This is a genomic window from Culturomica massiliensis, assembly GCF_900091655.1.
Taxonomy (GTDB): Bacteria; Bacteroidota; Bacteroidia; order Bacteroidales; family Marinifilaceae; genus Culturomica; species Culturomica massiliensis.
Genome location: NZ_LT594621.1, coordinates 1329850 through 1355841 on the forward strand (window position 1 = coordinate 1329850; position 25992 = coordinate 1355841).

Sequence of the window (25992 nt, forward strand, 5' to 3'; positions counted from 1 at the left end):
AGCATGATCATCCTGTTTGCTAAATAAATTATATCTCTGTCTCTATGAAAAAATATATTATTTTGATCGGAATTCTATGGGGAATTGCTTGTCAATCCTTTGCCGACAACCAAAGCTCCTGGTCGACTGCCGGATTTTACGAACTGAAAAATTCCGGACGGAAAGTATATAATATGAATGTGGCATGGCGTTTCCGGAAAGGAGATATACCCGACGCCTGGCAAACGAACTACCCGGATTCTTTGTGGGAGGTAGTAAATATTCCCCACGGTTTGGAATACTTACCCGAAAAAGCCAGCGGATGTGTCAACTACCAGGGTATCGCCTGGTACCGGAAACATTTCTCTTTTCCTGCAGAACTAAAAGGCAAAAAGATATTTCTGTATTTCGAAGGTATTATGGGAAAATCAAAAATCTGGGTAAACGGGCGGCTACTGTCCGAACATTTCGGAGGATACCTACCTGTGGCAGTAGATATTTCAGAGATCGTAAAACCGGGAGAAGACAATATAGTCGCCGTATGTACAGACAATAGCAACGATCCGGCATATCCTCCCGGTAAGCCGCAGGAAACCCTGGATTTCTCCTATTTCGGAGGCATATACCGCGATTGTTACCTGATTACTCACAATCACATATTCATCACTGACCCGAATTATGAAAACGAAACGGCAGGCGGGGGAATTTTTGTCGGTTACGACCGGGTATCGGAACAAAGTGCAGAAGTATTACTGAAATTGCAAGTAAAAAATGTTACAGAGAAAACATTTCAGGGAAAAATCAACTATATCCTGGAAGATACAGTCGGCAGAAAAGTAGCCGGACTGACTCAAAAATTACACATTAAAGCCGGGCAAACTGCAGAACGCAACGGAAAAATGGAGGTTCGTGTTCCCAGTTTATGGTCCCCGGAGCATCCGAATTTATATTGGCTGATAGTGACTGTAAAAGATGCAGCAGGCAAAACGATAGACGGATATAAACAACGTATCGGAATCCGGAGTATTGAATTCCGAGGAAAAGACGGATTCTGGCTGAACGGCAAACCTTATCCGTTTCCACTGATCGGAGCCAACCGACATCAGGATTTTGCCGTTGTAGGTAATGCACTGCCTAATAGTATGCATTGGAGAGATGCCAAAAAATTACGGGAAGCCGGACTGAAAGTAATCCGAAATGCTCATTATCCACAGGATCCCGCTTTTATGGATGCCTGCGACGAATTAGGACTTTTCGTAATCGTAAATACGCCGGGTTGGCAATTCTGGAACAACGATCCTGTTTTCGGCGAAAGGGTATATGCAGATATCCGGAATATGGTGAGACGCGACCGGAATCATCCTTCAGTGTGGCTGTGGGAGCCTATTCTGAATGAAACCTGGTATCCCGCAGATTTTGCAGAAAAAGTACGGCACATCGTAGAAGAAGAATATCCTTACCCAGGCTGCTACTGCGCTTGTGACGAAACAGCACGCGGGAAAGAGTATTACGCCATCCGTTATACCCATCCGGCAACCGGCGACGCCGGTTGGGAATCCCGGGAAAGTAACGATACAGTTACTTATTTTACCCGGGAATGGGGCGACAATGTGGACGACTGGAATTCACATAACTCTCCGAGCCGGGTAGACCGGAGCTGGGGAGAAAAACCGATGCTGATACAGGCGAACCACTATGCCTCCCCCTCGTATAAATACACCTGCTACGAAACATTGTACCAAACCGGCCGCCAGCATGCCGGCGGTTGCCTTTGGCACTCCTTCGACCACCAGCGGGGATATCATCCCGACCCTTTCTACGGAGGATTGATGGATGTATTCCGCCAGCCCAAATATGCCTATTACATGTTTATGGCTCAACGGGAAAAAACGGAACCGATGATATATATCGCCCACGAAATGACACCTTTTTCTCCCTCCGATGTAACGGTCTATTCCAATTGTGACGAGGTGCGCCTGACTTTTTGTAAAGACGGAGAGACCCGGATTTATCATAAGGAAAAGCGCAATACGGGAATGCCCTCTCCGATTGTTATTTTCCGGGATATATATGATTTTATGCACGACAAAGAATTAAGCAGAGCCGGAAAGCAAGAAGAGGTATACCTATTGGCCGAGGGACTGATCGACGGAAAAGTAGTGGCCCGAGAGATCAAAAGACCAGCCCGGCGACCGGCTAAAATTATAATGTGGGTAGATGATAACGGGAAAAAACTGACTGCCGACGGTTCGGATTTTGTCACCGTAGTGGCTGCTATCGCCGATCAGCAGGGAAACATCAAACGCCTGAATAAAGATGAAATCCGATTCACAGTGAAAGGTCCCGCAAGCATTGTCGGTGAAGAATCAGGATTTGTAAATCCGAAACCTATCGAATGGGGAACTGCTCCCGTACTGATACGTTCCGGATTACAACCGGGTAAAATTACCGTGCATGCAGAGGTCTTGCTGAAAGGCTCACAGATGCCAGTAGCCGGAGAAGTAACTTTTGAGAGTGTGGCTCCCGGTTTTCAAATGCTTTATGACCCGCAGGAAGCTGAAAAATTGAATACCCGGAATATGGAAAAAAACGGAGATAAAACAACAAACTTTGAATTGAAAAAGGAAATTCAGAAACTGCAACAGGAATTGAATTCCATCCGCCTGAAAGAGGTCGAAAGACAACAAGGGGAATTCGAAAAATAAGAATATACAAAGCAAAAATATAATCATCTGTAAGGGTTGTAATATTCCCTCTCAAAAGAATATTACAACCCTGATTTTATTTATCAGGCTATTTCAACCTCCGGACAATTTTCCAATATCCTTTTTTCGTAGCGCCCATACGTTTTAATATCCCTTTTTTCCTTAGCTGCAATAAATTCCATTCTATTCCCCGGACAGACAACCCGATTGCTTCCGACAATTCCAATCGCGTTATAAATGGATTATTATTAATTAATTGCAATATTTTCAATCCGGTTTCTCCCACAGTTTCTCCCACAGTTTCTCCCACAGTTTCTCCCACAGTTTCTCCCACAGTTTCTCCCACAGTTTCTCCCACAATAAAATCCAAATCATCCTCCATGCCAACCAAGGGGATTTTTACGGTAAATAAATCCTCCTCCCGGAACAAAGCCCGTTCACATCCCGAATACATCTTAATATACTGAAACACCTTTCTCACTCCCGTCCCTAATTCTTCGGCCCTTCCAATTTGTGTGAATATATTCGCTATATTAGGGTTTTTAGGAAATGCTTCGTAATTTCCCGGGTACAATTCACCGAATACATGCGGTTTATTGGCATTTTTCAATACTACCCCATTATCATAGATAATCAGTGAAGCCGGATAAGCATTCAGATACTCCCGGTGAATCAAAAAATTAACAATTACTTCCCGGAAAATAATATCGCGTAAAGAAATCCGCTGATCTCTTTCCAGCCAAAACGGATCCGGCAAATGCTTGGCAATAAACTGCATCAATAAAGGATAGGCATCGATCAGATTACAACGAATATTTACCCGGTCATCGTAACGCTCTTTATCTTTTCTGCGTAACAAAGCATCGATTTTATAATGCGGTACCACATCCCGTATAGCCTCCTCCTGCCCGAACAACAGCAAGGCAGCCAAAGTAAATCCTTCCCTACCGGTCAGCATATCCCGGCGGTATAATCCGGATATCCGGTAGAATTCTTCATCGGATAATGTATTCCATGGCTGATCGGGGCGTTGTACTTCCATCATCTGACGAACACGGGCCACAATCCCGGGTACAAAATCCGCTTCTCTTACATAAGGATACACCATACCCTCCGAATAATAAGCACTTTTCCGGCTATACATATTCCGGATCTGATCATCACTCCGTACTTCATAATCTCCGTCCACACTCCGGTCAAAAATCTTCCCGGCACATCGATGTACCTGTGAAGAAACAGGAACATAAACCGATATCAGTTTTTTCCTTCTGAAATCAATAACCGCAGGTTCCAACAGAAAAGTCGGATTTAATTTCTGCGGATTATTCGACAAATTCGAAATTTCCTTGCAGAACTTTTCTACCATTCCGGCCTTTATCCCTTCTACTTTCCCGGAATCGGTTACACCCAACAATATGATGCCCCCATTCCGGTTTAAAAATGCACAAACCGTCTCGAACAAATTATCCGGAACCTTAGACTCCGCCCGCTTAAACTCGGCACTAATTCCCTCTCCTTTTTGTAAAACAGATTGAATATCCATGACTATAATTTATTTCATTTTTCAATTTAAGCATTTTTTACAAAAGTTCAAAAACCGACACTCAGCCTTTAGGCTCCTTTCCCTCATCCCCCTACTTCCAAATACTAAAACAGAAAGGACCGTATCAACCGGCACACCCTTTTTTCGGACACAACTTTTGTGATTAGGGAAAATAGTTGATTGATAACGAGTTAGTAAATGACACAAGTACGGATTTATCCGTATAAACATTATTTCGCTAAGGAAACTACTCTTTTCATGTAGGTTTCTATGTAGGTTAATTAATACCAATTGATTCCTACTAATGCGAATTAATAATAAGTCATTAACTAACTCGTTATCAGTCTATGTACACGATTAACATCAGGGGTAAGCAGAACCCGAAAGACACCAAGATGGTCAAGCTGGAGATAATTTTCTTCAAGACCGGTTACGCCCGTGTGCCGAAGGTTATAAACATCACAGGGCTATTAAAAGACTGGGATGTCAAGTCTCAGAGTTTCCGTGTAGGGAGTGCGGAGGCCACTACCAAGAACAAACTGCTTTTCGATTTGCGAACCAAATATCTGCATGTCGCCGATACCTGGGAGATGGAAGGCAGGAACTGGTCGCCCGTCCAGCTATCACATTGCTTCGATGAAATCAAGGCGGCCAAACCCGAGGTCAAAGTAAAGAGTGTCCAGCAGATGATCGATTATCTTGAAGAGACATTCAAAAACAAGAAACGCATCAAGAACGGTCAGATTGTCGACAGCACGACCAATGCTAAACGGTATGTCTATCTCAAGCGTGAACTGCAGGCGTTTACAAAGGAAAAATATGAAAAAGCCTTTTCCTCTTATTTCTTTACGGATATTACAGAAGAGTTTCTTCTTGACTTTGCGTTTTGGCTTAAAGAAAGAGGTATCAGAAATGGCAACAAGGCCGGACTTACACACAAACTAAGGTTGCTCCGTGCCGTATGCAGGCAGGCAGAAAAGAAAGAGATGTACGGGGTGAATATGGATAACTTCCTCTGTCTCGGTGATGATATTAATTGGCCGGAAACCACTTCAAGAGCAGTTCCGGAAACAGTCATAGCTAAAATCGCAAATGTTGACCGTACCTTGTTTACGAAAAAAGAGCAGTTGCATCTTGATTTGTTCCTGTTCAGCTACTATACCGGAGGTATGGCGAATGTCGATGTATGTAACCTGACATGGGATTTGGTCCAGGAAGACCGCATCGTCTATGAACGTATCAAGTTTCCCAAAACAGCCAAACCGGAATTACTCAGTAAAGCAAAAGCCATCATGAATAAATACCGTGGGCAAAGTTATGGAAATTATGTATTTCCTGTTTTTACTCATAAACACACGACCACTTCCAAGAAGACTACACGTGTCAAGCAAATTTCCACACGCCTTTCACAAACCTTGACGAAAGCATGCAAGATGTTGCGCATTAAAGAAAACATCACATGGTATTCCGCCCGTGGCTCTTTCATATCGAAGATGGTAGATGCCGGTAATAATCCGTATGTGGTTGCAGAGATGGCTGGTAACAGCCCATTGACCATCTATAAGCATTACTACAAGAATACAAAGCGGGAAGAAATCAAGCGGCAGATGGAAGAAATGTTCTGACCAGACATATCCATAAAGTTGTAAACACCTTGACAATTTCTCTGATGGATAAATCATACGGTATAATGGCTGTTAAAAGTCATTGATTACCAATGTGATATTTATTATATTGACAGAATCGCTCTTATTCTTGATTATTTTCACTACCTTTGTAGTCAATAACTTAAATAATATTTATATGAAAGAGTTGGTTTCAAAGATACAGGAAGTATATGCTACATTCTCCACGGATGCGGCACTTCAGATTGAAAAAGGCAACAAGGCCGCAGGTACCCGTGCCCGCAAGACTTCGTTGGAATTGGAAAAACTGATGAAAGAGTTTCGTAAGGTTTCCTTGGAAGAATCCAAGAAATAGCCTTTACACGTCCGGTCGTTATCACATAATGCCGGTTCTTCTGCAGATGCGGCATAAAAACCATATTGGCAGAACGACATAATAAAATACGGAAAGCGTTAGCTTTTGTCATGCACCGAAATCTGGTAAATTTCACTTATCCGCAGGACAAACAGTTTTCGCCTATGCTTTTGCGTGGGCTTAACTTGTTTGCGGATAGGTTTACCAGAACCTCGGTGCTACGGGTTATGTCCCACGCTTTTTGGTCTTGGTACATTGAATGCTTGACGGGACTCAAGCCAAATACGGAGATATTATGAACGACATGAATCTGATGGATGAACTTTTGAAAATTCCTGCTGATGCAACTGCCGCCACCGTACAAGGCATAGAAATGCTTCTTATCGATGAAAACAAGGCGGGGGCTTTATTGGAGTCGGATCCTAATGACAACACCATCCACGAATGCCTTTTAAGCAACGGCCGTTTCCTGTTCCAATCGGACAATGCCAACCTCGTTGCCCTGTATAAAGTAACAGGATCATCTGAATAACGCTCCTGTTGCATATAATCACCTTATTTGTCTGATTTCATCCTTCCTGCAAAGGCTTTTGACGGCTTGAATGCCGGGATATTGTGGGCAGGCACTATCACCGTGGTATTCCTGCTTATGTTGCGTGCTGTCTTTTCCGCACGGTGCTTGATGATGAAACTGCCGAAGCCGCGAAGATAAACCTCCTCGCCGTTTATCATGGAAGACTTTACGCTATCCATGAATCCTTCGACAACTTGTAACACGACCTGCTTCTCCAGACCGGTCTGCGTTGCTATTTCCCTGACGATATCCGCTTTTGTCATATTAACTCTTGATTAAATACTGTCAATCCGTTCACAAAGATACATCATTTCCTGAAATATCCTCCTTTTACAAACACATATAATAAACATTAGCCGGCGTCCGTCTCTACTCTTTCGATACAAATAGTATCGAAGTATGAAGCTGACACTCAACCGCAAATTCAAAGGTCAGACCTATACCATAGGTGACCTGTCCATCGACGGCAAATTTTTCTGTAATACCATCGAAGATGCCGTGAGGGAACTTCCGGCAACCTGTCCGGATACTCCTCGCGGCCGTTCCTGTACCTGCAAGGAAAAGGTCTATGCCAAGACTGCCATTCCTGCCGGGACTTATAAAGTCACTCTTCAGTACAGTCCCAGGTACAAGAAGAAAATGCCATATCTGCATGATGTGCCGCATTTCCTCGGCATCCTGATCCATTCCGGCAATACCGAAGTCGATTCCGCCGGCTGTATCATCGTGGGAAAGAATACGGTCAAGGGAAAAGTTTTGGAATCCCGTACTACATTCCAAAAACTGTATGCTATACTCGAGTCCGAAAGGGACATAACCATTCAGATTGTATAAATCTAATGGCGGTCAACAGGCTCAAACCACCCAGAAACCTGCGCATCGAGTTCAAACCGTCCCCACGGCAGTATGAACTCTGGAAACTGTTGCAACCGAACTATTGTCCCCATTGTGGCGGGGAGATCGAGCAAATCCTTATCGGCTATGACCAGCAAGGCAACCCTCAGTACAGGCCCCAATGCAGGCATTGCAAGTCGCAGAACCTGCCGCAGCTGATACTGGGAGGCGGAGCGGCCGGCGGCGGAAAATCGTATATCGGCAGCGTTTGGCTGGTGTCTTCATGTATCCGGTTCGAGAATATCCGTGCGGTGGTGGCCCGTAAGACACTCAAGTCGTTGAAGGAATCGACATGGAATACCATCAAGTCGATTCTGAAGGATTGGGGACTGAAAGAGGATACAAACTACAAGATAAACAACCTCGAAGGCACGCTCACATTCTGGAATGACTCGGTCATCATCATGAAGGAGATGGCGGATATCCCCAGCGACCCCAACTTCGAGCGTTTCGGCTCTTCGGAATACACCATCGCCATGGTGGACGAGGTGTCGGAAATCTCGGAACGGGCCGTCGAAGTGCTGTTCTCCCGTCTCCGCTGGAGAACCCATGAGACATTCAAGACTCCGAGAATGCTGCTCACCACCAATCCGACGATTAACTGGGTGCGTTCCCGCTTCGTGCAGGACGAAAACGGAGACAAGGTCATCTGCCGCGAGGGTGAAGCGTATATACCTTTTTCCGTGTTTGACAACCCGAATATCGCTTTCCGTCAGGTGTACGAGGCGGCCCTGAACAAGATCCGGGATCAGGCGACAAAGGAACGCCTGCTCTATGGCAACTGGGATTTCGTGGAAGCCAACGATATGGCGATTTATAACAGTTTCGACGGCTCCCGGCATCTCGTTACCGGACTGAAAGAAAAAGCATACGATCCGACCAAGCCGCTCATCACGGTGTGGGACTTCAATGTTGCCCCCCAAATGTCGGTGCTCTCCGCACAAATAGACTATGAAAACAGGAAGGTCTATATACTGGAAGAGATACTCGGCAAGCCGGAGGAAAAGGAGAACAACACACCTGCGTTGGCACGGAAAGTACGCTTAAAACTTTACCGGGACAAGCATATCGGCGGAGTGGATGTGACCGGTGACCCTTCCGGGTTACAACGCTCCACCACCAACGAGGACGGCATCAACAACTATACCATCATCACGGACACTTTCGGCAGAGGAATCCTGCGACCGAAGGTAAAGCTATTACGCAAGCAGCCTCCGCAGGCTACACGGTGCGAGTTCGTCAACGAGGTATTCGGGGGCTATGAAGGCTGGGAGATACAAATCGATATCAAATGTCGCAAACTTACCCAGGATCTGATTTACCAGCTTCGTAACGAGGACGGTACCAAGAGCAAACAGAAGACCACCGACCCGAAAACCGGTGTCAAATATGAACGGTACGGGCACTTGTCCGACTGCCTTGACTACCTGCTCTGTTACTACCTGCGTGACAGCTGGTACAAGTTCAAGAGCGGAGGCGACGGGAACGGGTATGTGGTATCCACATCGGTAATTCAGGAAGGATTTTCATACTAATAACGGAACAAGGATATGTACAGACGGTTTCTCAATAATGACGACTATCTTGGGATAATTACTCCGGAAGCCCTGGCACAACTCACGCGGGGCAATGATGCACGATTCATCCAGGCGGAAGAATCGACGGAGATGAGTATCGTGGAATATTTGTCGGAGAACTACGAGATTGAAAAGGAACTTGCAAAAGGAAAATATATCGCCGAATACGACCGTCGGATTACCTATCCCGTGGGTGTGCATGTCTATTTCGAGGGACAAATCCATGAGGTGATACGCTCCGTCAGCGGCTATCGCAAGCCGGCAACGGTTGTCTATTGGGAAGAGAGTTCTGATATCCGTGTCGATGCGGGACAAGTTGTAAATTATTCCCAGTTCAACACCTATTATCCGGGAGATAAAGTGAATTATAACGGCATTGTTTATACTTGTCTTAATGAAAACGGGTACAAGTTCGATGATGTCCGTATCCCGTTGGTCGGCGGTTGGATCGAGGCGGAAGCCTCGTTATGGCAGCCTGTCGAGTATCCTCTGTGGGCAGTCGTCGAGTATGAAGGAGCATTCTATACTTTGATGACGCTTGAAGGTTTCGATTACAATCTTGACCCGATGGTTTCCGACTGCTGGGGAGCCATAGCCGATTACGATTCATCATACAATGCCTATGAGTTGTCGGAACACGAATATGTCGTTTATGACGGACGGGTATTTTACCCGGAAACGGATGTGAACGCGGACACACCGCAAGTCGGGCAGAACCTCTCGTTGCATGACCCCCGCAACTACAATCTCAAGAAGCACATGGTCCGGCTGGCCATCTACGAACTCACGAAACTCATTGCTCCGAATAATGTCAGTGTTGTCCGCATGCGCGATTACGAGGATAGCATGAAATGGCTCAATGATGCCGCCAAACTACGGCTTAATCCGCAGATTCCCCGCAAAGTCGATGACTCGAAGAAACCTGTCACCGACTGGCAACTGGCTACTTTCCAGACGGATTATGATCCGTATAAGAATCCGTGGATGGTGTAAATAGAAAAAGTATTAGGTATCAGAGAAATAATTGTTACATTTTTTCAACTGACTAAATAACAGAAGAATGTCGATGCCTTATACCTTACGAGCAACTAATCAAATCTAGCATCTCGTTACTTATCTAAATTTTTTAATTAGTAATATCTGGTAAATGCCGGAATTCCGGAATGAGGGATAGAAAAGTGAAAGAACTCTTTCGTACAAAAAAACAGATTTTCGGGCATTGAAAGAATAATTGATAATCAGTTATTTGTGCTGTTTTTTGACCAAAAACTTGTTTTTTGGACAGAGCAAAAATTGTCTTCTCAATTAAAAGATGGGAAACTCGCAGTCTTTATATAGCGAGTATTTCTTCCTACACCCTCTTTCTGTATAATCCCCATCTCTTCCATTTTTGAGATAAACACTCGAACCTGTCTGTCAGAACCTTGATATTATCTGATTACAGAATCAGCAGTCTATCAACTTTTCTATCCATTCATTGAAGTGACTGCACCGGGCACGAAGTTCATCCATGCCGACACTTTTGGTAACATCTTTGCCGGTAGCCGGCTTATTGTAGTTGTAATGCTGTTTTTTGTCTCCTTCTATCGCCTTGATAATACGTTTGCTCGGAGCCGTTTCCGGACTATTGTTTATCAGCTCGGGGTTGCTGGTTTTCTCCAGGTCTTTTTTCAGCTGTTCGCAGCGTTTCTCACAACCGGGGTAACGCTTTGCCAGATAGTCAATACCGCAAAAGAGCAGAGCTTCAAATTCATGCAGCTGAATATAGGGAATGAAACGACTATCGTTGATTGCTTCAGCAAACGCCGTTTCCAATGCTGCGACACGGGCGTAAGGCTCACCGATTGCTTTGGCTGCTTCATAACCGGGAAAATCATCCGGCAATGCGTAGAGGTCGAACATCGTTGTGAAAACATGACGTTCGTATTCGCCGTCCATCTTCATTTTCCGCAACAGTTCTAGGTCTGTCACCGCCTGAGCATAGCTCAGCATTCCACCACGGGCATTCTTTTTCTTGTTAGTGGTAATCAGGATGCTTTTTACACCTGCCACACCTTGCGCTTGCAGGTAGGGACGCAACACTTCCTCCACAAATCCCTGTTCCGTCTGTCCCTCACAAAGGACATGAATAATCTTCGCTTTCATACGGGACGTCCTCCTATGATGTTTTTGTCCCAAAGTTCGCTCACCGTATAGTTCTGAAGCCAAAGATGATATTCTTTGGCGTCAAGGTGAGTGACAGAGGTTGCCTGCGTTTCCTTGTTCATTTCCACCACAGAGATATCGCCGATGTCGAAATGATCGACCAAATCCTTGCTCTGCGTGGCAATAATGACCTGTGCGTGTATGGACGCATCCTTAATCATTTCTGCCAGCTGGCTGATGGCATAGGGATGCAAGCCAAGTTCCGGTTCATCCAAAATGATGACGTTGGGCATTGTCTGGGCAGGCTGCAGAAGCAAGGCGGCCAGGGCAATGAAACGGATAGATCCGTCGGAGAACTGGTAGGCATTGAAACGATAGTCCGTGGCAGAATTATCTATCCACCGGAGAGAAATGATACCACCCACGGGCTCCAGATAGAAGTCCTGGAACTGGGGAACTACGTCACGGACATAGTCAACAATCCGGTTGTAGGCATCCTTGTAGTTCTCCCGCAGGAACAGCAGGAAAGAAGGCAGATTGTTTCCGTGCGACTGGAGGTAATTGGCCGTCTCGACGGGACAAGCCTGACGTAGCGGCCCCTCTGTCGATGAATCGTGAAACTGATATACCTTGCAGTAAGAAAGCATCTGGAAAATAGTTTTGGCAACCGGATCCTCACACTCTGCGAGAGCGGACTCCTTGAAATTCGGTTCCAGTGCTATCTCATAGGGCTTTTTCTCCCCCTTGCGATGCCATGTAATCCGCTCTTCCGTGATAATCAGCCTGTCGGGAGTGGCATTGGCCAATGAAAAGCCATAAACATCCATGGAATTGCTGTCGGCAAACTTCAGTTCTCCGGACATGACCGGTGTCCGTTTAATGCCGTAATGCAGCAAGGCATGAGACGTGCCCGATATTTCCACATATCTCCCGAATGACTTGCTCATCATGTAGCTCAGCATCCGGAAAAAACTGATGATATTGCTCTTGCCTGCACCGTTGGCACCCAACAAGATGCTGACATCACCCAGCTTCAAGGTCACAGGTCTGTCATAGGCTATGGATTTATATCCTCTGATCGTGACTTCTTGTAATTTAGTCCTTTGGTATGTCTTTGCCATTATCGTCATATTATTGATTGAATTACAAAAATAACCATAAATCCCAATACGAACGAAGGAATGCTCAAAAAACTATAGAGTTAATTTGTCCGGAGTCTGAAGGCATAAATAAGAAATCTGTTTTTCTTTTTAGCTAGGTCGGATTTTCAGTTCTGCTATGTGTTTCTTCTTCTCCAAGCCCTTTGTGGTAAATCCTTCACATCGAAATGGGAAAAAGACGTGCAGAACAAGCGGAACACTCGGTAAATGCCGGGATTCCTGAATGAGGGATAAAAAGTGAAACGCCTGCCAATGATAACAAAACCAGCAGGCGTCATTTATTATATTTTGTCATTTTACGAATGTGACATCTCCTTCCACAACTTCCCAGTCGTCGATTTCAGCTCCTATTCCCGGTGTGCGAAGCCCGTCCGTACCGAGTATAAGCGAGATTTGACATTCCTGTCCCGCTTTGAAATTCGGAATGGACAGGTAATCATAGACCATTTCATTCAAGTGAACTTGGATGAAAGGCTCTACCGGGCTGTAGTCTAACGGCAAGGTGGCAATGTAATGTCCGTCGCCGGTATGGTCTTCCGCAGCCACAGACAAGAAGTTACCGTTGCCGTCCATACAATTGAGCCAAATGTCTGCCTCTGTTATGCTGCCGATGTCTTTGTCCGCCTGCAATACGACATTCACCTTCGGTACTAACATATTTCTTCTGGTGAATGTGTCAAGAAAATACAAAAGTTACAACCGAACATTAAGTGTTTGCGTTATACGCATACACGCTTTTCCGTCACCGTAAGGATTAATGGCTTTACTCATTTGCTCATAAGCAGATGCATCATCCAATAAAATCGATACCTCGGAGACAATTTTGTTATAATCGGTTCCTACCAATTTTACCGTTCCTGCATCCAACGCCTCCGGACGTTCGGTGGTGTCACGCATCACCAGTACCGGTTTGCCTAACCCCGGAGCCTCTTCCTGAATACCACCGCTGTCGGTAAGGACAAGGGTCACTTTTTCCATCAGGAACACGAAACTCAGATATTCCAATGGTTCGATAAAGAACATATTTCCCAAACTATTCAAATTCTCCCCGAATACTTCATGGATAGGTTTGCGGACATTGGGGTTCAAGTGCATCGGATAGACAAAGTCCACATATGGATATTTTGCCGTCAGATCCTTAATGGCTGTGCACATGCTGATGAATCCGTCTCCGAAATTTTCACGTCGGTGTCCGGTTATCAAAACGAGTTTCTTGCCATCAGCAAGCCGTGAGGTATCGTAACCCGCTTTTTCCAGCACCCCGGCAAGTTCTTGTTGTAGAGCTCCGTCAGTCTTTATTTTATCAACAACGATATGAAGGGCATCGATGACCGTATTCCCTGTTACGGTTATCTTGTCCTCCTGCACACCTTCCGTCAACAGATTTTTCTTGCTTAAAGCGGTCGGAGAAAAGTGATAGGTGGCAATGCGCCCTGTTATTTGTCTGTTCATCTCCTCCGGCCAAGGGCTGTATATGTTGTGGGTACGCAGGCCCGCTTCTACATGACCTACAGGGATCTGCTGATAGAAAGCTGCGAGTGCGGCGGCAGTAGAAGTGGTTGTGTCACCGTGCACCAATACCACATCAGGTTTCGCCTTGTTCAACACATCACGCATCCCGGTCAGCACACGGGCGGTTACATCATACAGATCTTGCCCCTGCTTCATGATGTTCAAGTCATAATTCGGCTTGATATCGAATATCTGCAACACCTGATCGAGCATTTCACGATGCTGCCCCGTCACGCAGACGATTGTTTCAAAGTCTGCTGATTTTTTTTGGAACTCCTTCACCAACGGAGCCATCTTAATGGCCTCCGGACGAGTCCCGAAGACCAGCATTACCTTCTTCATTGTTCTATAATTTTTTAGTTATCAGCCACCAGGCATACTTTATCAAGTGAATTTGCCGTTTTATTCTTTTCGGTTCTTTGAGCAACCGATAGGCAAATTCAAGATTGTGGTTCACCCACCATTTAGGAGCCCTTTCCACATGGCCAGTATATACATCGAAGCTGCCGCCTAATCCTTGAAAGATGGCTTTGTGTCTATGCTGTATTTCTTCCATCAGTAATTCCTGTTTAGGAGACCCCATAGCCACAAATACCACATCAGGTCTTTTTTCGGTTATGTCTTTTATAAGTCTTTCCCGTTCCTCGTTTGCCTTGATATATCCATCCCGATAACCGATAATGTGAATCCCTGCATATTCTTTACGCAGTTTAGACACAGTTTCTTCTATGATTTGAGGTTTACCACCTATCAAATAAAAAGTCTTTTCTCTATAAAATTGAGCTACAATTTTGAGCCACAACTCACAACCGGGAATTTTACACGCATTTTCAAAACCTTTTTGTTTGAGAGCCATTTGTGCGCCGGCTCCATCGCAATACCCTATGTTCCGATTGATAATTCCTCGTGTCTGATCTGTAGCATGTAAAATTTTCTCAGCATTTATGGCTACTAATATGCCCTTATTATCGTTTACAAAAGACAACAAAGACTGTTCGGAATCGAACGGATATATTTCGACTCCGTTTAAAGAAACTTTATTCATTTATGTTGGAAATTTTATATTGCGAGTAAATAATGCGACATTGCATTAAACATAAATGCATTACTCCATCGCATATACGAGATTTTAGAACTGATGCCAGGTTTTAATTGGTAGTAGAAATACCCCTTTTTATCTTGCATATTTCGGATTGTCCATTGCAATACTTTTTTGGCAAGTTCCTCATATTTTTTCATCTTATGTAGGCGGGTCAATGTTATCAATAGCTGCCCTGGACAATGGATGTCAATAGGATACATTCGGTTATCATAATATTTAGGAGTTCCGTCCGCTTCGAAAAAATGATTGACATAGTAGTCGAAACCTTTTTCGATGTAACCATTGAAAGCATGATCCTCTGTCAACTCTTGATAAGCGATCAGCGCATCTAAATTATATCCTGTATGAAAGCTGTCTACCCAATTCTGTACGGGGAGCATTCCATATACCCAAGCCCCGTCTTCCCGTTGCCCGGAACAACAGGCTTTAATGGATAGCTCCGCTAGTCTTTTGTATTCCTCCTGTTGTGTATAATAAAAACAATAACTCAACAATCGAGAACCGAGCAGCGAAGCATTGAACACAGTGTCATTACCCTCTAACGGACTATAAGAAAAGAGAAAGCCACCATTATACGGCGTGCGATGCAAATCTTTTATTACAAAATCCGCTGCACTTAATGCAATCTCCAAATAGTGTTTGTTCCTAGTTATTTCATATGCCTGCATCAGTGCCGTGGCACAGAAATTTGTAGCAACTACTGTGGGCGTGAATTTGGGAAAAAGAAACAGACGGCGTGCCTGCCAATCGAAGTTATACCCCCAGCAAGCACCGCTGTAGCCTTTAGATTGTAAGGATATAAGCAACTCTGCCAATTCTTCAATCCGAGCCTTTATCATCTCCAACGTTCCCATTTTTTCGGATAATTGCGGATGATTTTCCACAACTTTATACAGATTGCAATATCCGGACAAGAACAGCCCGATACCTTTTGCGTTATACTCTTTCGGAACGAAAGCCATCCGTCTCATATTGAAAGGGCAACGCTTGAAACCTTGTATGACCATCAATCTGCACAATACAGACTTTTTCAGCAGCGGAATTGCCTGAAAAATTTTAGAGTTGAGACCATCATACGGATCCCAACCCTTGAAATGTTCAGTCTCACAATAAATTTTTAGCTTATAAAAAGCATCTGCAATATCATTCATTGGTGTTATTCATTTTGTCAAGAATGGCATACGGCCATCTTTATACTTTGGGTTTGTCTCAATCGCATAATCAAGATTCTTTCTCCAGCCAATAATCTTTGCCGGACATCCTGCTACAATAGCACCTTTGGGAACACTTCGGTTGACAAATGAATTTCCAGCGATTACCACATCATCTTCTATTACAACAGGGCCAGCAATAATAACATTAGGTCCCACCCAAACATTATTCTTTAGACAAGGAACTTCTTTATATGGAAACTGCCGTACAGTAGAAAATCGCAATCCTAATACGCAATTTTCTCCGATTTCTGTTCCCGGTATTAAGACAGTGCTAATCCCTTTGCACACACAGTATGACCCTTTTCCTATTTTTGAATCAGCGGTTATTTTTGAATTGAAAATGAGAAAAATCAATAGTTGTACGATTTTGGGCAAAACCGGAATATGGCGTTCAAATAGCCAACGTTCTACCCTATAGAATGATATAATGTCCATATGAATTAATCCTACCGTTTTCTTATAAATTTTGCGGGATTTCCTGCCCAAACTTCATTGGCTGGTATATCTTTGGTCACAACAGAACCTGCTCCAATTATAGCTCGCTCTCCAATTGTTACAGGTTTTACCACCAAAGTATTCATTCCGAGATAGGCGCCTTTGCAGATATGAACCTTCCCCCTGTCGTAACTTCCAGTATTAGGATTCATGAAATGTGTTACTATTTTCACCCCCGATGTCAAACGAACACCTTCTTCGATAAAAATATCTTGTGGATAATTTGTGTCAAATATGACGCCCTCACCGATAAACGTTCTTTTGGGGCTGATTATCTGCACTCCACCCCATTTGCAAACTAATGGTCTCCATGCCCTTGATTTCATGGGTAGATGTTGGAGGTGTAAAAATATTAGCTTCTTGATTCTCAGAATATTCATAGCTCAATATATTTCTTTAGTGTATTTTCAAATTTTCGGACAACAACGGATGCAACAAAATGGGTTTTCGCATATTCGGAATTATATATTGATACACTCCTCATTTTAGCAGGATTCTCGATATATGGTTTCATTGCTTCTGCAAAAACTGCCGGATCTAACGAACTTGATATATATCCCATCTTTCCATTTTCAAAGAAATCTATTAGGCCACCCACTTTTCTGGTAAAAATAGGGAGTCCGAAAATCATTGCTTCCAAAACCACAGTTGGCATACCTTCCGTATAACTTAGAAACAAATACATATCGGCGTTAATGTATTCCTTTTTAAAATCTTCCCCACGTAACTCTCCAGTAAAACGGACATCCTTTATTTTCTTATTCTCAACATATTGTTTCAACATAGGAAGTTCTGAGCCATCACCGACAAAGGTCAATGTCAGATCCTTGTATTGTGACTTAAGTATTGAAAATGTATCGACTGTTTCATATACACCCTTGGCCTTTTCTATTCGCCCGCTATACATAATGTTTTCGGCTTTTCCTTGTCTCATCGAAAGGTCAAAACCTGAAATAAAATAATCGGGTACTTTTGTCGAAGTTAGATGTATATCAGATTTTATCCCCCTCCTTATCAATTCATTCTTGAAATCTTGGGATAACACAAAAATACACAAGGCCTTATTCAAATTGGCACTTATCCATTTCCAATCTGCATTTTTAGCATACTCGAAATTGAAACCATGAATAAATACGGATGTTTTCTTTCTGAAAAATCGGCAAATGTTTAAATATATAAAATCTCGTTTTAAGGCTTTATCTCCAAGCGATGGGTTAAGTAGTACTATATCAGGTTTAAAGCAAATCAATCGGATTATAAAACGGATAATTAAAAATGGATAAAATATATTACGCCAAGGCTTACGACCGAAATAAAAATATTCAATATTTTCTTTCCAATACTCTTTAATCCCTAAATAATAATTAGTTACTCCTCCATATCCGGATTTAGTGGGAACAGTTATTAATACCCTCATTGTTAGTGTTTCAATTGATATGATTAAAATAATTAAGAACATTGAACATCAACGGTTAATCTATTTTCGTTTTCTGATGTTATGCCTTTTTGGTTGTTCGTATTGGTAGCTATCCATAGACCATACATCAGCACGATGAGAAATTCAGATTACAAAATTTTTCATCATGAACATAGATTACTAAACCATAAGTTTAGTTGGAACAACATGTGCCTCTGTTCAACTAATGGTGTAACAATGAAATACAATACCGGTATAATTGTAACCATAGTTATTAGTAGCTGGGACTTAAAACTCAATTTGGATTGAATATCCATAACCCACATATATGTAAAAACATATAAGAATAGCACGGCAAGTTTGAAGAATCTATCATAAAAAGTCAAACTGACATATCCGAAATTGGCAAAAGACAATAGGAGAATACAGAACCCCCAGAATTTGACATTCTGCTCCCAAAATTCTTTCCCTATTTTTTTATATAGTATATAGATCACAGCCAAGACACCGAAAACGGCAATTGTTTCACGAAGCAAATAGAACTGATTACCATACTCGCGTATTTCCTCTGCATACTTTCCAACAGACTGTATGATATTTTGATTCCTAACGCTCTCTTTGACGTAGTTTTCAAATATGCCAAATTGTGCGATATTAGTGACAAACGCGATTTTCGCAAAGCGAACGATGAATGATACGATAAGAATTAAATAGTACACTTTAAACCTATATCGCAAGAGTAGGTTTAATACAGCCGCGACACATAAGGCGAGTAGTGAATAGTGAAAACAAATACATAACGCAGATAACCAAAGGTACTTAACGGCTCCTGAATTAAGGTATCTCAAATAGAAGCCAGTAAAAACAAATGCTCCGCTCCAAAAGCGAAAACCGAGAAACCAATAGTATTCTACAGTAAAAATCACTCCCAGGAAGAGTAGCCATGCAGGAATTGACATTTTCTGCATATATAATGGCTGGAGTGGTTTTACGACTCCAAATATAAATAGAGAAGTATATACCACACACGCACAAGCAGAGAAAAAATTCCGGTTATCAGCAATTAAACCAATGAAATATTTAAATAATACAGGATATATTTCTTTGCCATATTTTGATGTTCCAGAGTCCATCCATTGCTCAACCAATGATTTGTCGGCAATACGATGAAAATGCTCATAATGAACCAACAAATCCATTTGTGGCTCATAAAACCAACCAAAATAGAAAGAAAAGATAATAAATAGAATGGGGGCAAACCTTTGTCTGAAAAACATTAATGACAAACACAGTCCTACAAAAGGAATAAATGTCATTATTACAGACAAGATTACAATTAAGGCTAAAGAAATAGCCCAATGTCGAGAATTAGTATCTATATTGTATATCCTATTGTTTATCAACATTACCAACTCTTACTTTATTGGCTAAATATAGGCGCAAAACCAAACATCCCACGTTCGCTATAATCAAAGCCCAAATAACACTTCCTATGCTAATACTGTGAGTAAGAATCAAGACAAGGACAACAATGATGTATATGATTGCAGAATAAATGGTTGTCATATTTACCTCATTGATTTTTCCAAGTACGCCCAAATAAGGGAAACCGAACATGTCAGCTGGCACACTAATCGCCAATAAAAGCAAGAATAGGTTGAAATACGTGGTTATACTTGCTGTTTCAGTCTTAATAAAAATCGGTATAAGATACGGTGATAAGAAATATATACAAGCTAAAGCGATTGTATTGGCAATACATAAAAGCAATACCATCTTAGTCGCTCTACCCATATTTTTTATCCTTGTGAAATATGGGTAAAATATCTGAGATAAAAGCGGAGAAACAAATGATGAATACGCATTATGAAGTTTTTCCGCAGCTGTATATAATCCGACTGCAAAATCTCCAAGAATAAAGCCAAGCACTAAGGTATTCATTGTTTTATAGGCTCTCATCAAAAAAGTTGATGAGAAAAACGGAATACTATCCTTAAGATAAAATTTCACTTCTTGTGCCGAGACTATTTGAAGTTTGATCCCGTATCTTTTTTGGGCAATGAATAAAGCGACAATACCTGAAACAAATGTTTCAAGAGCATAGCACAACATCACCAATGCATAATCATCAGTAGACTTAACGATTAAAAAAATAGGCAATATACATAATAGCTTTATTGGCACGCTGATACGTGTTATATATTTAATGTCCTCCATTGAACGGAAAAGCCAATAGGGAGCAATGACAACCCCTATCAAACGAATAAAGGCTAATATATAAAGCGTGAGTTCATTCCTTAGTGAAGGAATCAACCCTACAACTAAAATATAAACAAATAGAGAACAGAGTATGAGAAAAAACTTACATTGCAGAATAGAAGAAACTATCCTTCCCAATTTTTCTTGATTGTCTCTATTATTGACGACATGCCTGACATTAGATAAATCGAAACCGAACTCATTGAATATCTGAAAGTAAAAGCTAAATATAATGGCAAAATTTACAAGACCGTATTTTTCTACTCCTATAACGTTCAACAAATATGGAATTAGTAGAATTGGTATAATGCTACTGAAACCATAAAGGAGAAACTGATTCCAAATATTTGACAACAATCTTGATTTGAAAACTTGGCTTAATGTCATCTTCTTAAAGCAATAGATTTTCTGTAAATCTGCAATCAGTATATGTGTACGTTTATTGGGAGGGTAAGTCTTGGTAAACTTAATGATTGTCTACCTCTATTGCTTAAATATTCCACAGAAATCAAGTATCACTTTATCATCTTTCCACGGTAGTTCTTTGAAAGGTGTATGGGCTGTAAGGAACACAACAATATCGGCTTTGTCATAAGCCTCTTTATAGTCTGTCAACTTGAACACGTTATGTTCTTTCACATTTGGCTCTACCACTAAAATGTTGGCATTATTACATCCTTGCATTACTTTAGTTGTGATATATTTTGCTGGAGATTCACGCAAATCGTCAATGTCCGGTTTGAATGCCAACCCCATCATTGCTACCACAGGCTTACAGTGATTTTTCAGTTCAAATTCAAACATGGCGTTCTTTACTTTTTCAGCACAATAGAACGATTTATAATTGTTGATTTCGCGTGCTGTAGAAATTATGCGACTTTCAACCGGAAAATCCGCTGTAATGAAATATGGATCGATAGCAATACAATGACCTCCGACTCCACAGCCAGGTTGCAGGATATTTACGCGCGGATGTTTGTTGGCAAGCCTGATAAGTTCCCAAACATTAATCCCTGCCTTGTCGCAAATCAATGAAAGTTCATTGGCAAAAGCTATCTGCACGTCACGACTGCTGTTCTCAGTCAGTTTGCACATTTCAGCGGTCTTGCAATTAGTCCGATGCAGCGTCCCCTGTACGAACTGCGAGTAGAACTCGATTGCTTTTGTTGTACTTTCTTCGTTCATACCGCCAATGACACGGTCGTTATGTACCAACTCATAAATCACATTGCCCGGAAGTACACGCTCGGGGCAATAGGCGATATAAATTTTACCTTCCAATTCAGGACGCTCAGCGAAAATTAAGTCACGCATTTTATCAGTCGTACCAACGGGTGATGTGCTTTCAATTACATATAAGTCACCTTCCTTGAGAAAAGGAAGTACAGCACGAGTTGCCGCCTCTACATACGAAATATCAGGCTCATGATTACCTTTGAACGGGGTGGGAACAACCATAAAGTAAGCGTCACTTGTCTCCGGCTTCGTGCTTGCGTGCAATGTCCCGTTTTTCACAACTTCTTGCAGCATTTCTTCCATCCCCGGTTCAATGATGTGGAGCTTACCTTGATTGGTCAGCTCTACAACTTTGGGGTTGATGTCAACACCCGTTACCTGTACTCCGTGCTTTGCTGCGATAATGGCTGTAGGCAATCCGATATAGCCCAAGCCCATAAAACATGCTTTCATAAAATTGAGTTTAATTGAAATTCTTTTGATTGGTCATTCATACTTTTGAACAGTTCATCCAGCTTTTTCACAAAATTGTCTTTTTGGCTATCGGAAAGTTCCTTATCTTTTAACTGCTCTATAATGGAATGATAAAGAGCCTTTTCTCCGCTTGTCATCTTGTTGTTTATTAATAGGAATTTTTGTTATAGCTTGGCTATCCATAGCCGCAATAATCTTGACTATAAATCAAGCAGTTTTTGTACGTTTCTTGTAACGCTTGTACAAATGAACTTTTGAAATATACTGTAACTGTGAATATCTGTCCCTATATAAGCAATAGCCTGTTCTCTCATAAGAAACATGGCCTTTTTCTTAATCCGGTTGCCATACATACCCGCTATTGATGGAAGATTAATCTGGAATTTCACACCCATGTCTTTTAGCTGTCGGTAATCCGATTCATCCATATAAGCATAACGCTCCGGATGGGCGAGAACAGGGTGGTATCCTTTAGATTTGATGCGAAGCAGGATATTTTTCAAGCCCATCGGAGGACTGAAATAAGAGGTTTCCACCAGCAGGTGGTCGCCATTCTCGCCTAAAGGTAGCAGGTCATTCTTTCCCAGCCGTTCCTCAAAGAGATTGTCAAGCATGTTTTCCGCTGCAAGGTGCAGTTGTACGCCACCTGTGTAAGCAGCCTGCAATTCTGCAAAACGGTCGCGAAGATGGGCAGTCGTATTGGGAATGTCTTCCATGATGTGCGGTGTGAGCCATACGGATTTGATCCCTTGCTCCTCATACAAACGTAGAATTTCCAAAGATTCGTCCATCGTTTGTACACCGTCATCCACGCCCGGAAGAATATGCGAATGATAGTCTGTAAAACCGATTAGCTTTATTATATTTTGTTTTTCCCTTTTTTTAAAAAACCACATATAATGACATAAAACTTTTTAATCATTCCCGATTCCACATGACATATATGCGGAATCCGGGAATGAATTGATTGTCCCGGTGATAAACTTCACCACCAGTTTCGCTTGCCGAAATGATTTATCAACCCGGCCCCAACACAAGCTAAACCGATACAGATAGCCGCAGGAGGACAGATAAATCCACCAGCCAATACTCCGGCTTTTGTTGCGGCAACCACTCCGACTCCTTTGGTAATCAATGCTGTTTTACCAAATACACCTACAGTAACCATACCCGCACCGAATAAGGTCGCTTTGTCTTCTGTAAAATCGTTCTGTGCCATAGTTGTGATTTTTAGTGAAACAATAGGGAAATCAAATTTACATTCTTACTCCGTATTTAATTGCTTGATAATCAACGATTTACTCTATATATTTTTCATCGGAACCATAGTGATATTCCGAACCGTAACCATAGTGATAACCATACCGATAGCCATAACGGTATCCGTAGCGACCACCGCTTCCCTCGGTTCCATTCAGGATCAGGGACATGTTCTTGTATTTTTTCTCCCCGTAGATTTTCTCCAGTTCAGCAAGCATACTCAGTTCAAGCAATCCTGCACGAACCACGAAAATAGTACGGTCAGCCAGCTTCTCGATTATCTGCGTGTCGGCCACCAGTTCGATGGGCGGACAGTCAATCAGCACATATTCGTATTGTTCCCTTACGGTATCTATTACCTGTTTCAGCCGGTCGTCGAACAACAGTTCGGTGGGGTTGGGAGGTATGGTGCCGACAGGAAGGATGTCCAGATATTTCTGTTTCGGATTGGTGACAATTATTTCATTGAGATTGTCAATCCTGCCGCCAAGATAGTCGCTCAACCCCTTGGTAGGAGAGTCGATATAGGATGACGCAGAGCCGTGACGCAGGTCACCGTCGATTACCAACACTTTCTTCCCTTTAATGGCAAAGCTCACGGCGATATTCATGGTCAGGAACGACTTGCCGCTGCCCGGATTGAACGAGGTCACGATGATGACATTCGATGCCTTATCCTTGCCAGTCATGAACTCCAAGTTGGTACGCAATACACGGAATGCCTCGTTGATGATGTCACGGCTGCCCTCCTTGACAACAATGGCCCTGACTTCCTGTGGTTTCTTTCTGAATATTCCTTTCTTCTTTCTTGTGAACAGCGGAATTTCACCGATGAACGGTACGGTTACGCTTTCCAGATCTTTTCTTCCCCGTACACGGGTATTCATGTTCTCACATATAAAGATAATGACTACCGGAATAAGCAGTCCCAAAGCACACGCGACCATTAAGATGTTTTTGCGCACGGGTGACATCGGCAACATGCTACCGTGGGGCGGGGCAACAATACGGGTATTGTAGGCCGTAAATGCCTGTGAGAGTTCGTTCTCCTCACGCTTTTGCAGTAAGAACAAATAAAGAGCCTCCTTTACCTTCTGCTGGCGTTCCACCGAGAGCAGGTATTTGGCTTGTGTAGGGTTAGCTGCTATACGTGATGTTGTCTGTTGCTCCGTCTGCCGCAAACTTTTTATCTGCGAATTCAAGGTTACTATCTGATTGTCGATAGACCTGATTATCGCCCCACGCATGGATGCCAGGGCCTGATCCATATCAACGACCAGCGGATTTTCCGTACTACTGTTCGCAACCAGGCTGTTGCGCTGCAACAGTTGTTTGTTGTATTCGGCAATCTGCGATTCAATATTGGCGCTTTCAATGCCGGAATTGGCCGGAAGCAGTTGGGTACGGTTGGCGTCATTGGACAAATAGTTCCGGATGTAGCGGGTCATGTAGAGCTGGTTGTTCAAAGCCAGAATCTGCGCATTCGTCTGGCTGCTCTGCGCCATATACATGCTCGAAGCCGCCTGCACGTCGGGTAACAGATGTTCGGACTTGTAGGATGAAATGTCCTCGTCCACGTTGCCCAGTTCCTGTTCGATTACGCCCAAACGCTCGTTGATGAACATCGAGGTGCTGATAGCGATCTGGTTCTTGTCCTTCACCCAGTTCTCATTATAAACGGAAATCAACATGCTCAATACATCCTCCGCCCGTTGTACAGAATTATCCCTGAATGACAGGTCGATAACTGACGCTTTCTCATTATTCAATGAAACGGACAGATTGGACGAGCAGGAGTTTACAGCATCATACAAACTGGATTTACCTACATACAATGTGTATGTCTCGCCTTTCACATAATTGGGGGTTGCATGGATAATGATTTTCCCTAATGGCGTAGTGATGGAGTCGAGCAAGCGGCCCTTTATATCCTTTCCGTCGAGCTCCGTCCCGTTACGTGTAAAGTCGGATAAGAGTAATGTGCTGTCTGGCTGTACTTCCAATGTAAACCCAGCCGATTCGTTTTCAGGAAAGTCACTTATCGTTACATCCACTGGTAATGTCAGTCCATAGGCCACCTGACGGTGGAATTTCCCCGGAACGAAGTAATTCATATCCAAACGAAATCGTTTAACTACCTCGGTCATTAAAGCCGGCGACTGAAAGGTGATGAGTTCGTTATTTACATTGGTGCTGGACTGGAACAACCCAAACTCCGAAAAGGATTCCAGATCCGGGGAAACCGACTTGCCTTTGGAATCCTCCTTGATCAACACCGAAGCAGTGCGTGTATATACGGCAGGGGTACACAGCAGATAGACAGCAGCAACACCTGTCGTTATCGCCAAAGACAGGACGAACCACTTCCACCTCGCGAGGCACAGGTACAACAGATCCTGTATCCGCAGGAAATCATCCGGCTGTCCCGGTTTTGTATTCTTTTGATTTACGGCCATATCAGATTCT

The 25992-nt window shown here is 42.9% G+C and carries 25 protein-coding genes; 7 read left to right on the forward strand and 18 right to left on the reverse strand.

From position 1 onward, the window contains the following. The first annotated feature begins 44 nt into the window (after positions 1–44). Positions 45–2684: a glycoside hydrolase family 2 protein gene (locus BN8908_RS06795; protein WP_068689849.1), complete on the forward strand. Its 2640-nt coding sequence runs from the start codon at positions 45–47 to the stop codon at positions 2682–2684. 88 nt (positions 2685–2772) lie between these two features. Here BN8908_RS06795 and BN8908_RS06800 read toward each other — a convergent pair whose 3' ends face one another. Next, positions 2773–4227: an RNA-binding domain-containing protein gene (locus BN8908_RS06800; protein WP_082989233.1), complete on the reverse strand. Its 1455-nt coding sequence runs from the start codon at positions 4225–4227 to the stop codon at positions 2773–2775. A 347-nt stretch (positions 4228–4574) separates the two neighbouring features. On the opposite strand from BN8908_RS06800, the gene BN8908_RS06805 reads away from it, so the two are divergent. The 3 genes from BN8908_RS06805 (at position 4575) to BN8908_RS06815 (ending at position 6739) form a co-directional block, all read left to right on the forward strand. After that, positions 4575–5852: a phage integrase SAM-like domain-containing protein gene (locus tag BN8908_RS06805; protein WP_004293508.1), complete on the forward strand. Its 1278-nt coding sequence runs from the start codon at positions 4575–4577 to the stop codon at positions 5850–5852. A 178-nt stretch (positions 5853–6030) separates the two neighbouring features. Then, the gene (locus BN8908_RS06810; protein ID WP_004293509.1) at positions 6031–6207 is read left to right on the forward strand and encodes a histone H1; all 177 of its coding nucleotides are present in this window, start codon (positions 6031–6033) and stop codon (positions 6205–6207) included. Between the two features lie 295 nt (positions 6208–6502). Beyond that, positions 6503–6739, forward strand: a complete 237-nt coding sequence (locus tag BN8908_RS06815; protein WP_004293510.1) for a hypothetical protein — start codon at positions 6503–6505, stop codon at positions 6737–6739. Between the two features lie 23 nt (positions 6740–6762). Here the strand turns inward: BN8908_RS06815 and BN8908_RS06820 are convergent, their stop codons facing one another. Continuing rightward, positions 6763–7044: an HU family DNA-binding protein gene (locus tag BN8908_RS06820; protein WP_004293511.1), complete on the reverse strand. Its 282-nt coding sequence runs from the start codon at positions 7042–7044 to the stop codon at positions 6763–6765. Positions 7045–7180: 136 nt separating this feature from the next. Between BN8908_RS06820 and BN8908_RS06825 the strand changes: the two genes are divergently transcribed. The 3 genes from BN8908_RS06825 to BN8908_RS06835 are packed head-to-tail and all read left to right on the forward strand — an operon-like array spanning position 7181 to position 10245. Beyond that, positions 7181–7615: a DUF5675 family protein gene (locus BN8908_RS06825; RefSeq protein WP_004293512.1), complete on the forward strand. Its 435-nt coding sequence runs from the start codon at positions 7181–7183 to the stop codon at positions 7613–7615. Between the two features lie 5 nt (positions 7616–7620). Continuing rightward, a complete protein-coding gene (locus BN8908_RS06830; protein WP_004303996.1) occupies positions 7621–9210 on the forward strand; it encodes a phage terminase large subunit in 1590 nt (529 codons plus the stop codon). Positions 9211–9225: 15 nt separating this feature from the next. Next, positions 9226–10245, forward strand: a complete 1020-nt coding sequence (locus tag BN8908_RS06835; protein WP_004293514.1) for a hypothetical protein — start codon at positions 9226–9228, stop codon at positions 10243–10245. A gap of 453 nt (positions 10246–10698) precedes the next feature. Here the strand turns inward: BN8908_RS06835 and BN8908_RS06840 are convergent, their stop codons facing one another. The 16 genes from BN8908_RS06840 to BN8908_RS06910 form a co-directional block, all read right to left on the reverse strand. Further along, a complete protein-coding gene (locus BN8908_RS06840) occupies positions 10699–11397 on the reverse strand; it encodes a DUF4276 family protein (RefSeq protein WP_004293516.1) in 699 nt (232 codons plus the stop codon). Then, a complete protein-coding gene (locus tag BN8908_RS06845; RefSeq protein WP_004293517.1) occupies positions 11394–12518 on the reverse strand; it encodes an AAA family ATPase in 1125 nt (374 codons plus the stop codon). Before BN8908_RS06845 ends, BN8908_RS06840 begins: the two co-directional genes overlap by 4 nt. 330 nt (positions 12519–12848) lie before the next feature. Further along, positions 12849–13214: a hypothetical protein gene (locus BN8908_RS06850; RefSeq protein WP_004293518.1), complete on the reverse strand. Its 366-nt coding sequence runs from the start codon at positions 13212–13214 to the stop codon at positions 12849–12851. Positions 13215–13250: 36 nt separating this feature from the next. Next, positions 13251–14411 (reverse strand): non-hydrolyzing UDP-N-acetylglucosamine 2-epimerase, encoded by a 1161-nt coding sequence (gene wecB / locus BN8908_RS06855; RefSeq protein ID WP_004293519.1) that lies wholly within the window; start codon positions 14409–14411, stop codon positions 13251–13253. Between the two features lie 4 nt (positions 14412–14415). Further along, positions 14416–15114, reverse strand: coding sequence for a WecB/TagA/CpsF family glycosyltransferase (locus tag BN8908_RS06860; protein WP_004293520.1), 699 nt, complete (start codon positions 15112–15114; stop codon positions 14416–14418). Between the two features lie 14 nt (positions 15115–15128). Continuing rightward, positions 15129–16322 carry a glycoside hydrolase family 88 protein gene (locus BN8908_RS06865; protein ID WP_004293521.1) on the reverse strand — a complete coding sequence of 398 codons (1194 nt, stop codon included), beginning with the start codon at positions 16320–16322 and terminating at the stop codon, positions 15129–15131. 9 nt (positions 16323–16331) lie between these two features. Next, entirely contained in the window at positions 16332–16820 is a 489-nt protein-coding gene (locus BN8908_RS06870; RefSeq protein WP_004293522.1) for a serine O-acetyltransferase, read from the reverse strand. Positions 16821–16831: 11 nt separating this feature from the next. Then, on the reverse strand, positions 16832–17260 hold the full coding sequence (locus BN8908_RS06875; RefSeq protein ID WP_004303995.1) for an acyltransferase: 429 nt from the start codon (positions 17258–17260) through the stop codon (positions 16832–16834). Continuing rightward, the gene (locus BN8908_RS06880; protein WP_004293524.1) at positions 17257–18339 is read right to left on the reverse strand and encodes a glycosyltransferase family 4 protein; all 1083 of its coding nucleotides are present in this window, start codon (positions 18337–18339) and stop codon (positions 17257–17259) included. The genes BN8908_RS06875 and BN8908_RS06880 overlap by 4 nt, the downstream gene beginning before the upstream one ends. Before the next feature lie 122 nt (positions 18340–18461). Continuing rightward, the gene (locus BN8908_RS06885; RefSeq protein ID WP_227043624.1) at positions 18462–19613 is read right to left on the reverse strand and encodes an EpsG family protein; all 1152 of its coding nucleotides are present in this window, start codon (positions 19611–19613) and stop codon (positions 18462–18464) included. Between the two features lie 73 nt (positions 19614–19686). Then, the gene (locus BN8908_RS06890; RefSeq protein WP_004303994.1) at positions 19687–20943 is read right to left on the reverse strand and encodes an oligosaccharide flippase family protein; all 1257 of its coding nucleotides are present in this window, start codon (positions 20941–20943) and stop codon (positions 19687–19689) included. A gap of 96 nt (positions 20944–21039) precedes the next feature. Then, positions 21040–22245, reverse strand: coding sequence for a UDP-N-acetyl-D-mannosamine dehydrogenase (gene wecC, locus BN8908_RS06895; RefSeq protein WP_004293527.1), 1206 nt, complete (start codon positions 22243–22245; stop codon positions 21040–21042). Next, complete coding sequence (locus BN8908_RS18770; RefSeq protein WP_004293528.1) at positions 22242–22403, reverse strand: hypothetical protein; 162 nt, start codon at positions 22401–22403, stop codon at positions 22242–22244. The genes wecC and BN8908_RS18770 overlap by 4 nt, the downstream gene beginning before the upstream one ends. A gap of 63 nt (positions 22404–22466) precedes the next feature. Continuing rightward, entirely contained in the window at positions 22467–23162 is a 696-nt protein-coding gene (locus BN8908_RS06900; protein WP_004293529.1) for a tyrosine-protein phosphatase, read from the reverse strand. Between the two features lie 89 nt (positions 23163–23251). Further along, the gene (locus tag BN8908_RS06905; RefSeq protein WP_004293530.1) at positions 23252–23485 is read right to left on the reverse strand and encodes a hypothetical protein; all 234 of its coding nucleotides are present in this window, start codon (positions 23483–23485) and stop codon (positions 23252–23254) included. 79 nt (positions 23486–23564) lie between these two features. Continuing rightward, positions 23565–25982 carry a GumC family protein gene (locus tag BN8908_RS06910; RefSeq protein ID WP_004293531.1) on the reverse strand — a complete coding sequence of 806 codons (2418 nt, stop codon included), beginning with the start codon at positions 25980–25982 and terminating at the stop codon, positions 23565–23567. Positions 25983–25992: the final 10 nt, after the last annotated feature.

Bases quoted from the DNA above. Each gene is read 5' to 3' on its own strand.
- BN8908_RS06820 (WP_004293511.1), bottom strand. From the start codon at position 7,044: ATGACAAAAGCGGATATCGTCAGGGAAATAGCAACGCAGACCGGTCTG.
- BN8908_RS06825 (WP_004293512.1), top strand. From the start codon at position 7,181: ATGAAGCTGACACTCAACCGCAAATTCAAAGGTCAGACCTATACCATA.
- BN8908_RS06845 (WP_004293517.1), bottom strand. From the start codon at position 12,518: ATGGCAAAGACATACCAAAGGACTAAATTACAAGAAGTCACGATCAGA.
- BN8908_RS06885 (WP_227043624.1), bottom strand. From the start codon at position 19,613: ATGACATTTATTCCTTTTGTAGGACTGTGTTTGTCATTAATGTTTTTC.
- BN8908_RS06805 (WP_004293508.1), top strand. From the start codon at position 4,575: ATGTACACGATTAACATCAGGGGTAAGCAGAACCCGAAAGACACCAAG.
- BN8908_RS18770 (WP_004293528.1), bottom strand. From the start codon at position 22,403: ATGACAAGCGGAGAAAAGGCTCTTTATCATTCCATTATAGAGCAGTTA.
- BN8908_RS06840 (WP_004293516.1), bottom strand. From the start codon at position 11,397: ATGAAAGCGAAGATTATTCATGTCCTTTGTGAGGGACAGACGGAACAG.
- BN8908_RS06800 (WP_082989233.1), bottom strand. From the start codon at position 4,227: ATGGATATTCAATCTGTTTTACAAAAAGGAGAGGGAATTAGTGCCGAG.
- BN8908_RS06810 (WP_004293509.1), top strand. From the start codon at position 6,031: ATGAAAGAGTTGGTTTCAAAGATACAGGAAGTATATGCTACATTCTCC.
- BN8908_RS06900 (WP_004293529.1), bottom strand. From the start codon at position 23,162: ATGTGGTTTTTTAAAAAAAGGGAAAAACAAAATATAATAAAGCTAATC.
- BN8908_RS06880 (WP_004293524.1), bottom strand. From the start codon at position 18,339: ATGTTCTTAATTATTTTAATCATATCAATTGAAACACTAACAATGAGG.
- BN8908_RS06850 (WP_004293518.1), bottom strand. From the start codon at position 13,214: ATGTTAGTACCGAAGGTGAATGTCGTATTGCAGGCGGACAAAGACATC.
- BN8908_RS06830 (WP_004303996.1), top strand. From the start codon at position 7,621: ATGGCGGTCAACAGGCTCAAACCACCCAGAAACCTGCGCATCGAGTTC.
- BN8908_RS06890 (WP_004303994.1), bottom strand. From the start codon at position 20,943: ATGACATTAAGCCAAGTTTTCAAATCAAGATTGTTGTCAAATATTTGG.
- BN8908_RS06870 (WP_004293522.1), bottom strand. From the start codon at position 16,820: ATGGACATTATATCATTCTATAGGGTAGAACGTTGGCTATTTGAACGC.
- BN8908_RS06905 (WP_004293530.1), bottom strand. From the start codon at position 23,485: ATGGCACAGAACGATTTTACAGAAGACAAAGCGACCTTATTCGGTGCG.
- BN8908_RS06795 (WP_068689849.1), top strand. From the start codon at position 45: ATGAAAAAATATATTATTTTGATCGGAATTCTATGGGGAATTGCTTGT.
- BN8908_RS06835 (WP_004293514.1), top strand. From the start codon at position 9,226: ATGTACAGACGGTTTCTCAATAATGACGACTATCTTGGGATAATTACT.
- BN8908_RS06815 (WP_004293510.1), top strand. From the start codon at position 6,503: ATGAACGACATGAATCTGATGGATGAACTTTTGAAAATTCCTGCTGAT.
- BN8908_RS06865 (WP_004293521.1), bottom strand. From the start codon at position 16,322: ATGAATGATATTGCAGATGCTTTTTATAAGCTAAAAATTTATTGTGAG.
- wecC (WP_004293527.1), bottom strand. From the start codon at position 22,245: ATGAAAGCATGTTTTATGGGCTTGGGCTATATCGGATTGCCTACAGCC.
- BN8908_RS06860 (WP_004293520.1), bottom strand. From the start codon at position 15,114: ATGAATAAAGTTTCTTTAAACGGAGTCGAAATATATCCGTTCGATTCC.
- BN8908_RS06875 (WP_004303995.1), bottom strand. From the start codon at position 17,260: ATGAATATTCTGAGAATCAAGAAGCTAATATTTTTACACCTCCAACAT.
- BN8908_RS06910 (WP_004293531.1), bottom strand. From the start codon at position 25,982: ATGGCCGTAAATCAAAAGAATACAAAACCGGGACAGCCGGATGATTTC.
- wecB (WP_004293519.1), bottom strand. From the start codon at position 14,411: ATGAAGAAGGTAATGCTGGTCTTCGGGACTCGTCCGGAGGCCATTAAG.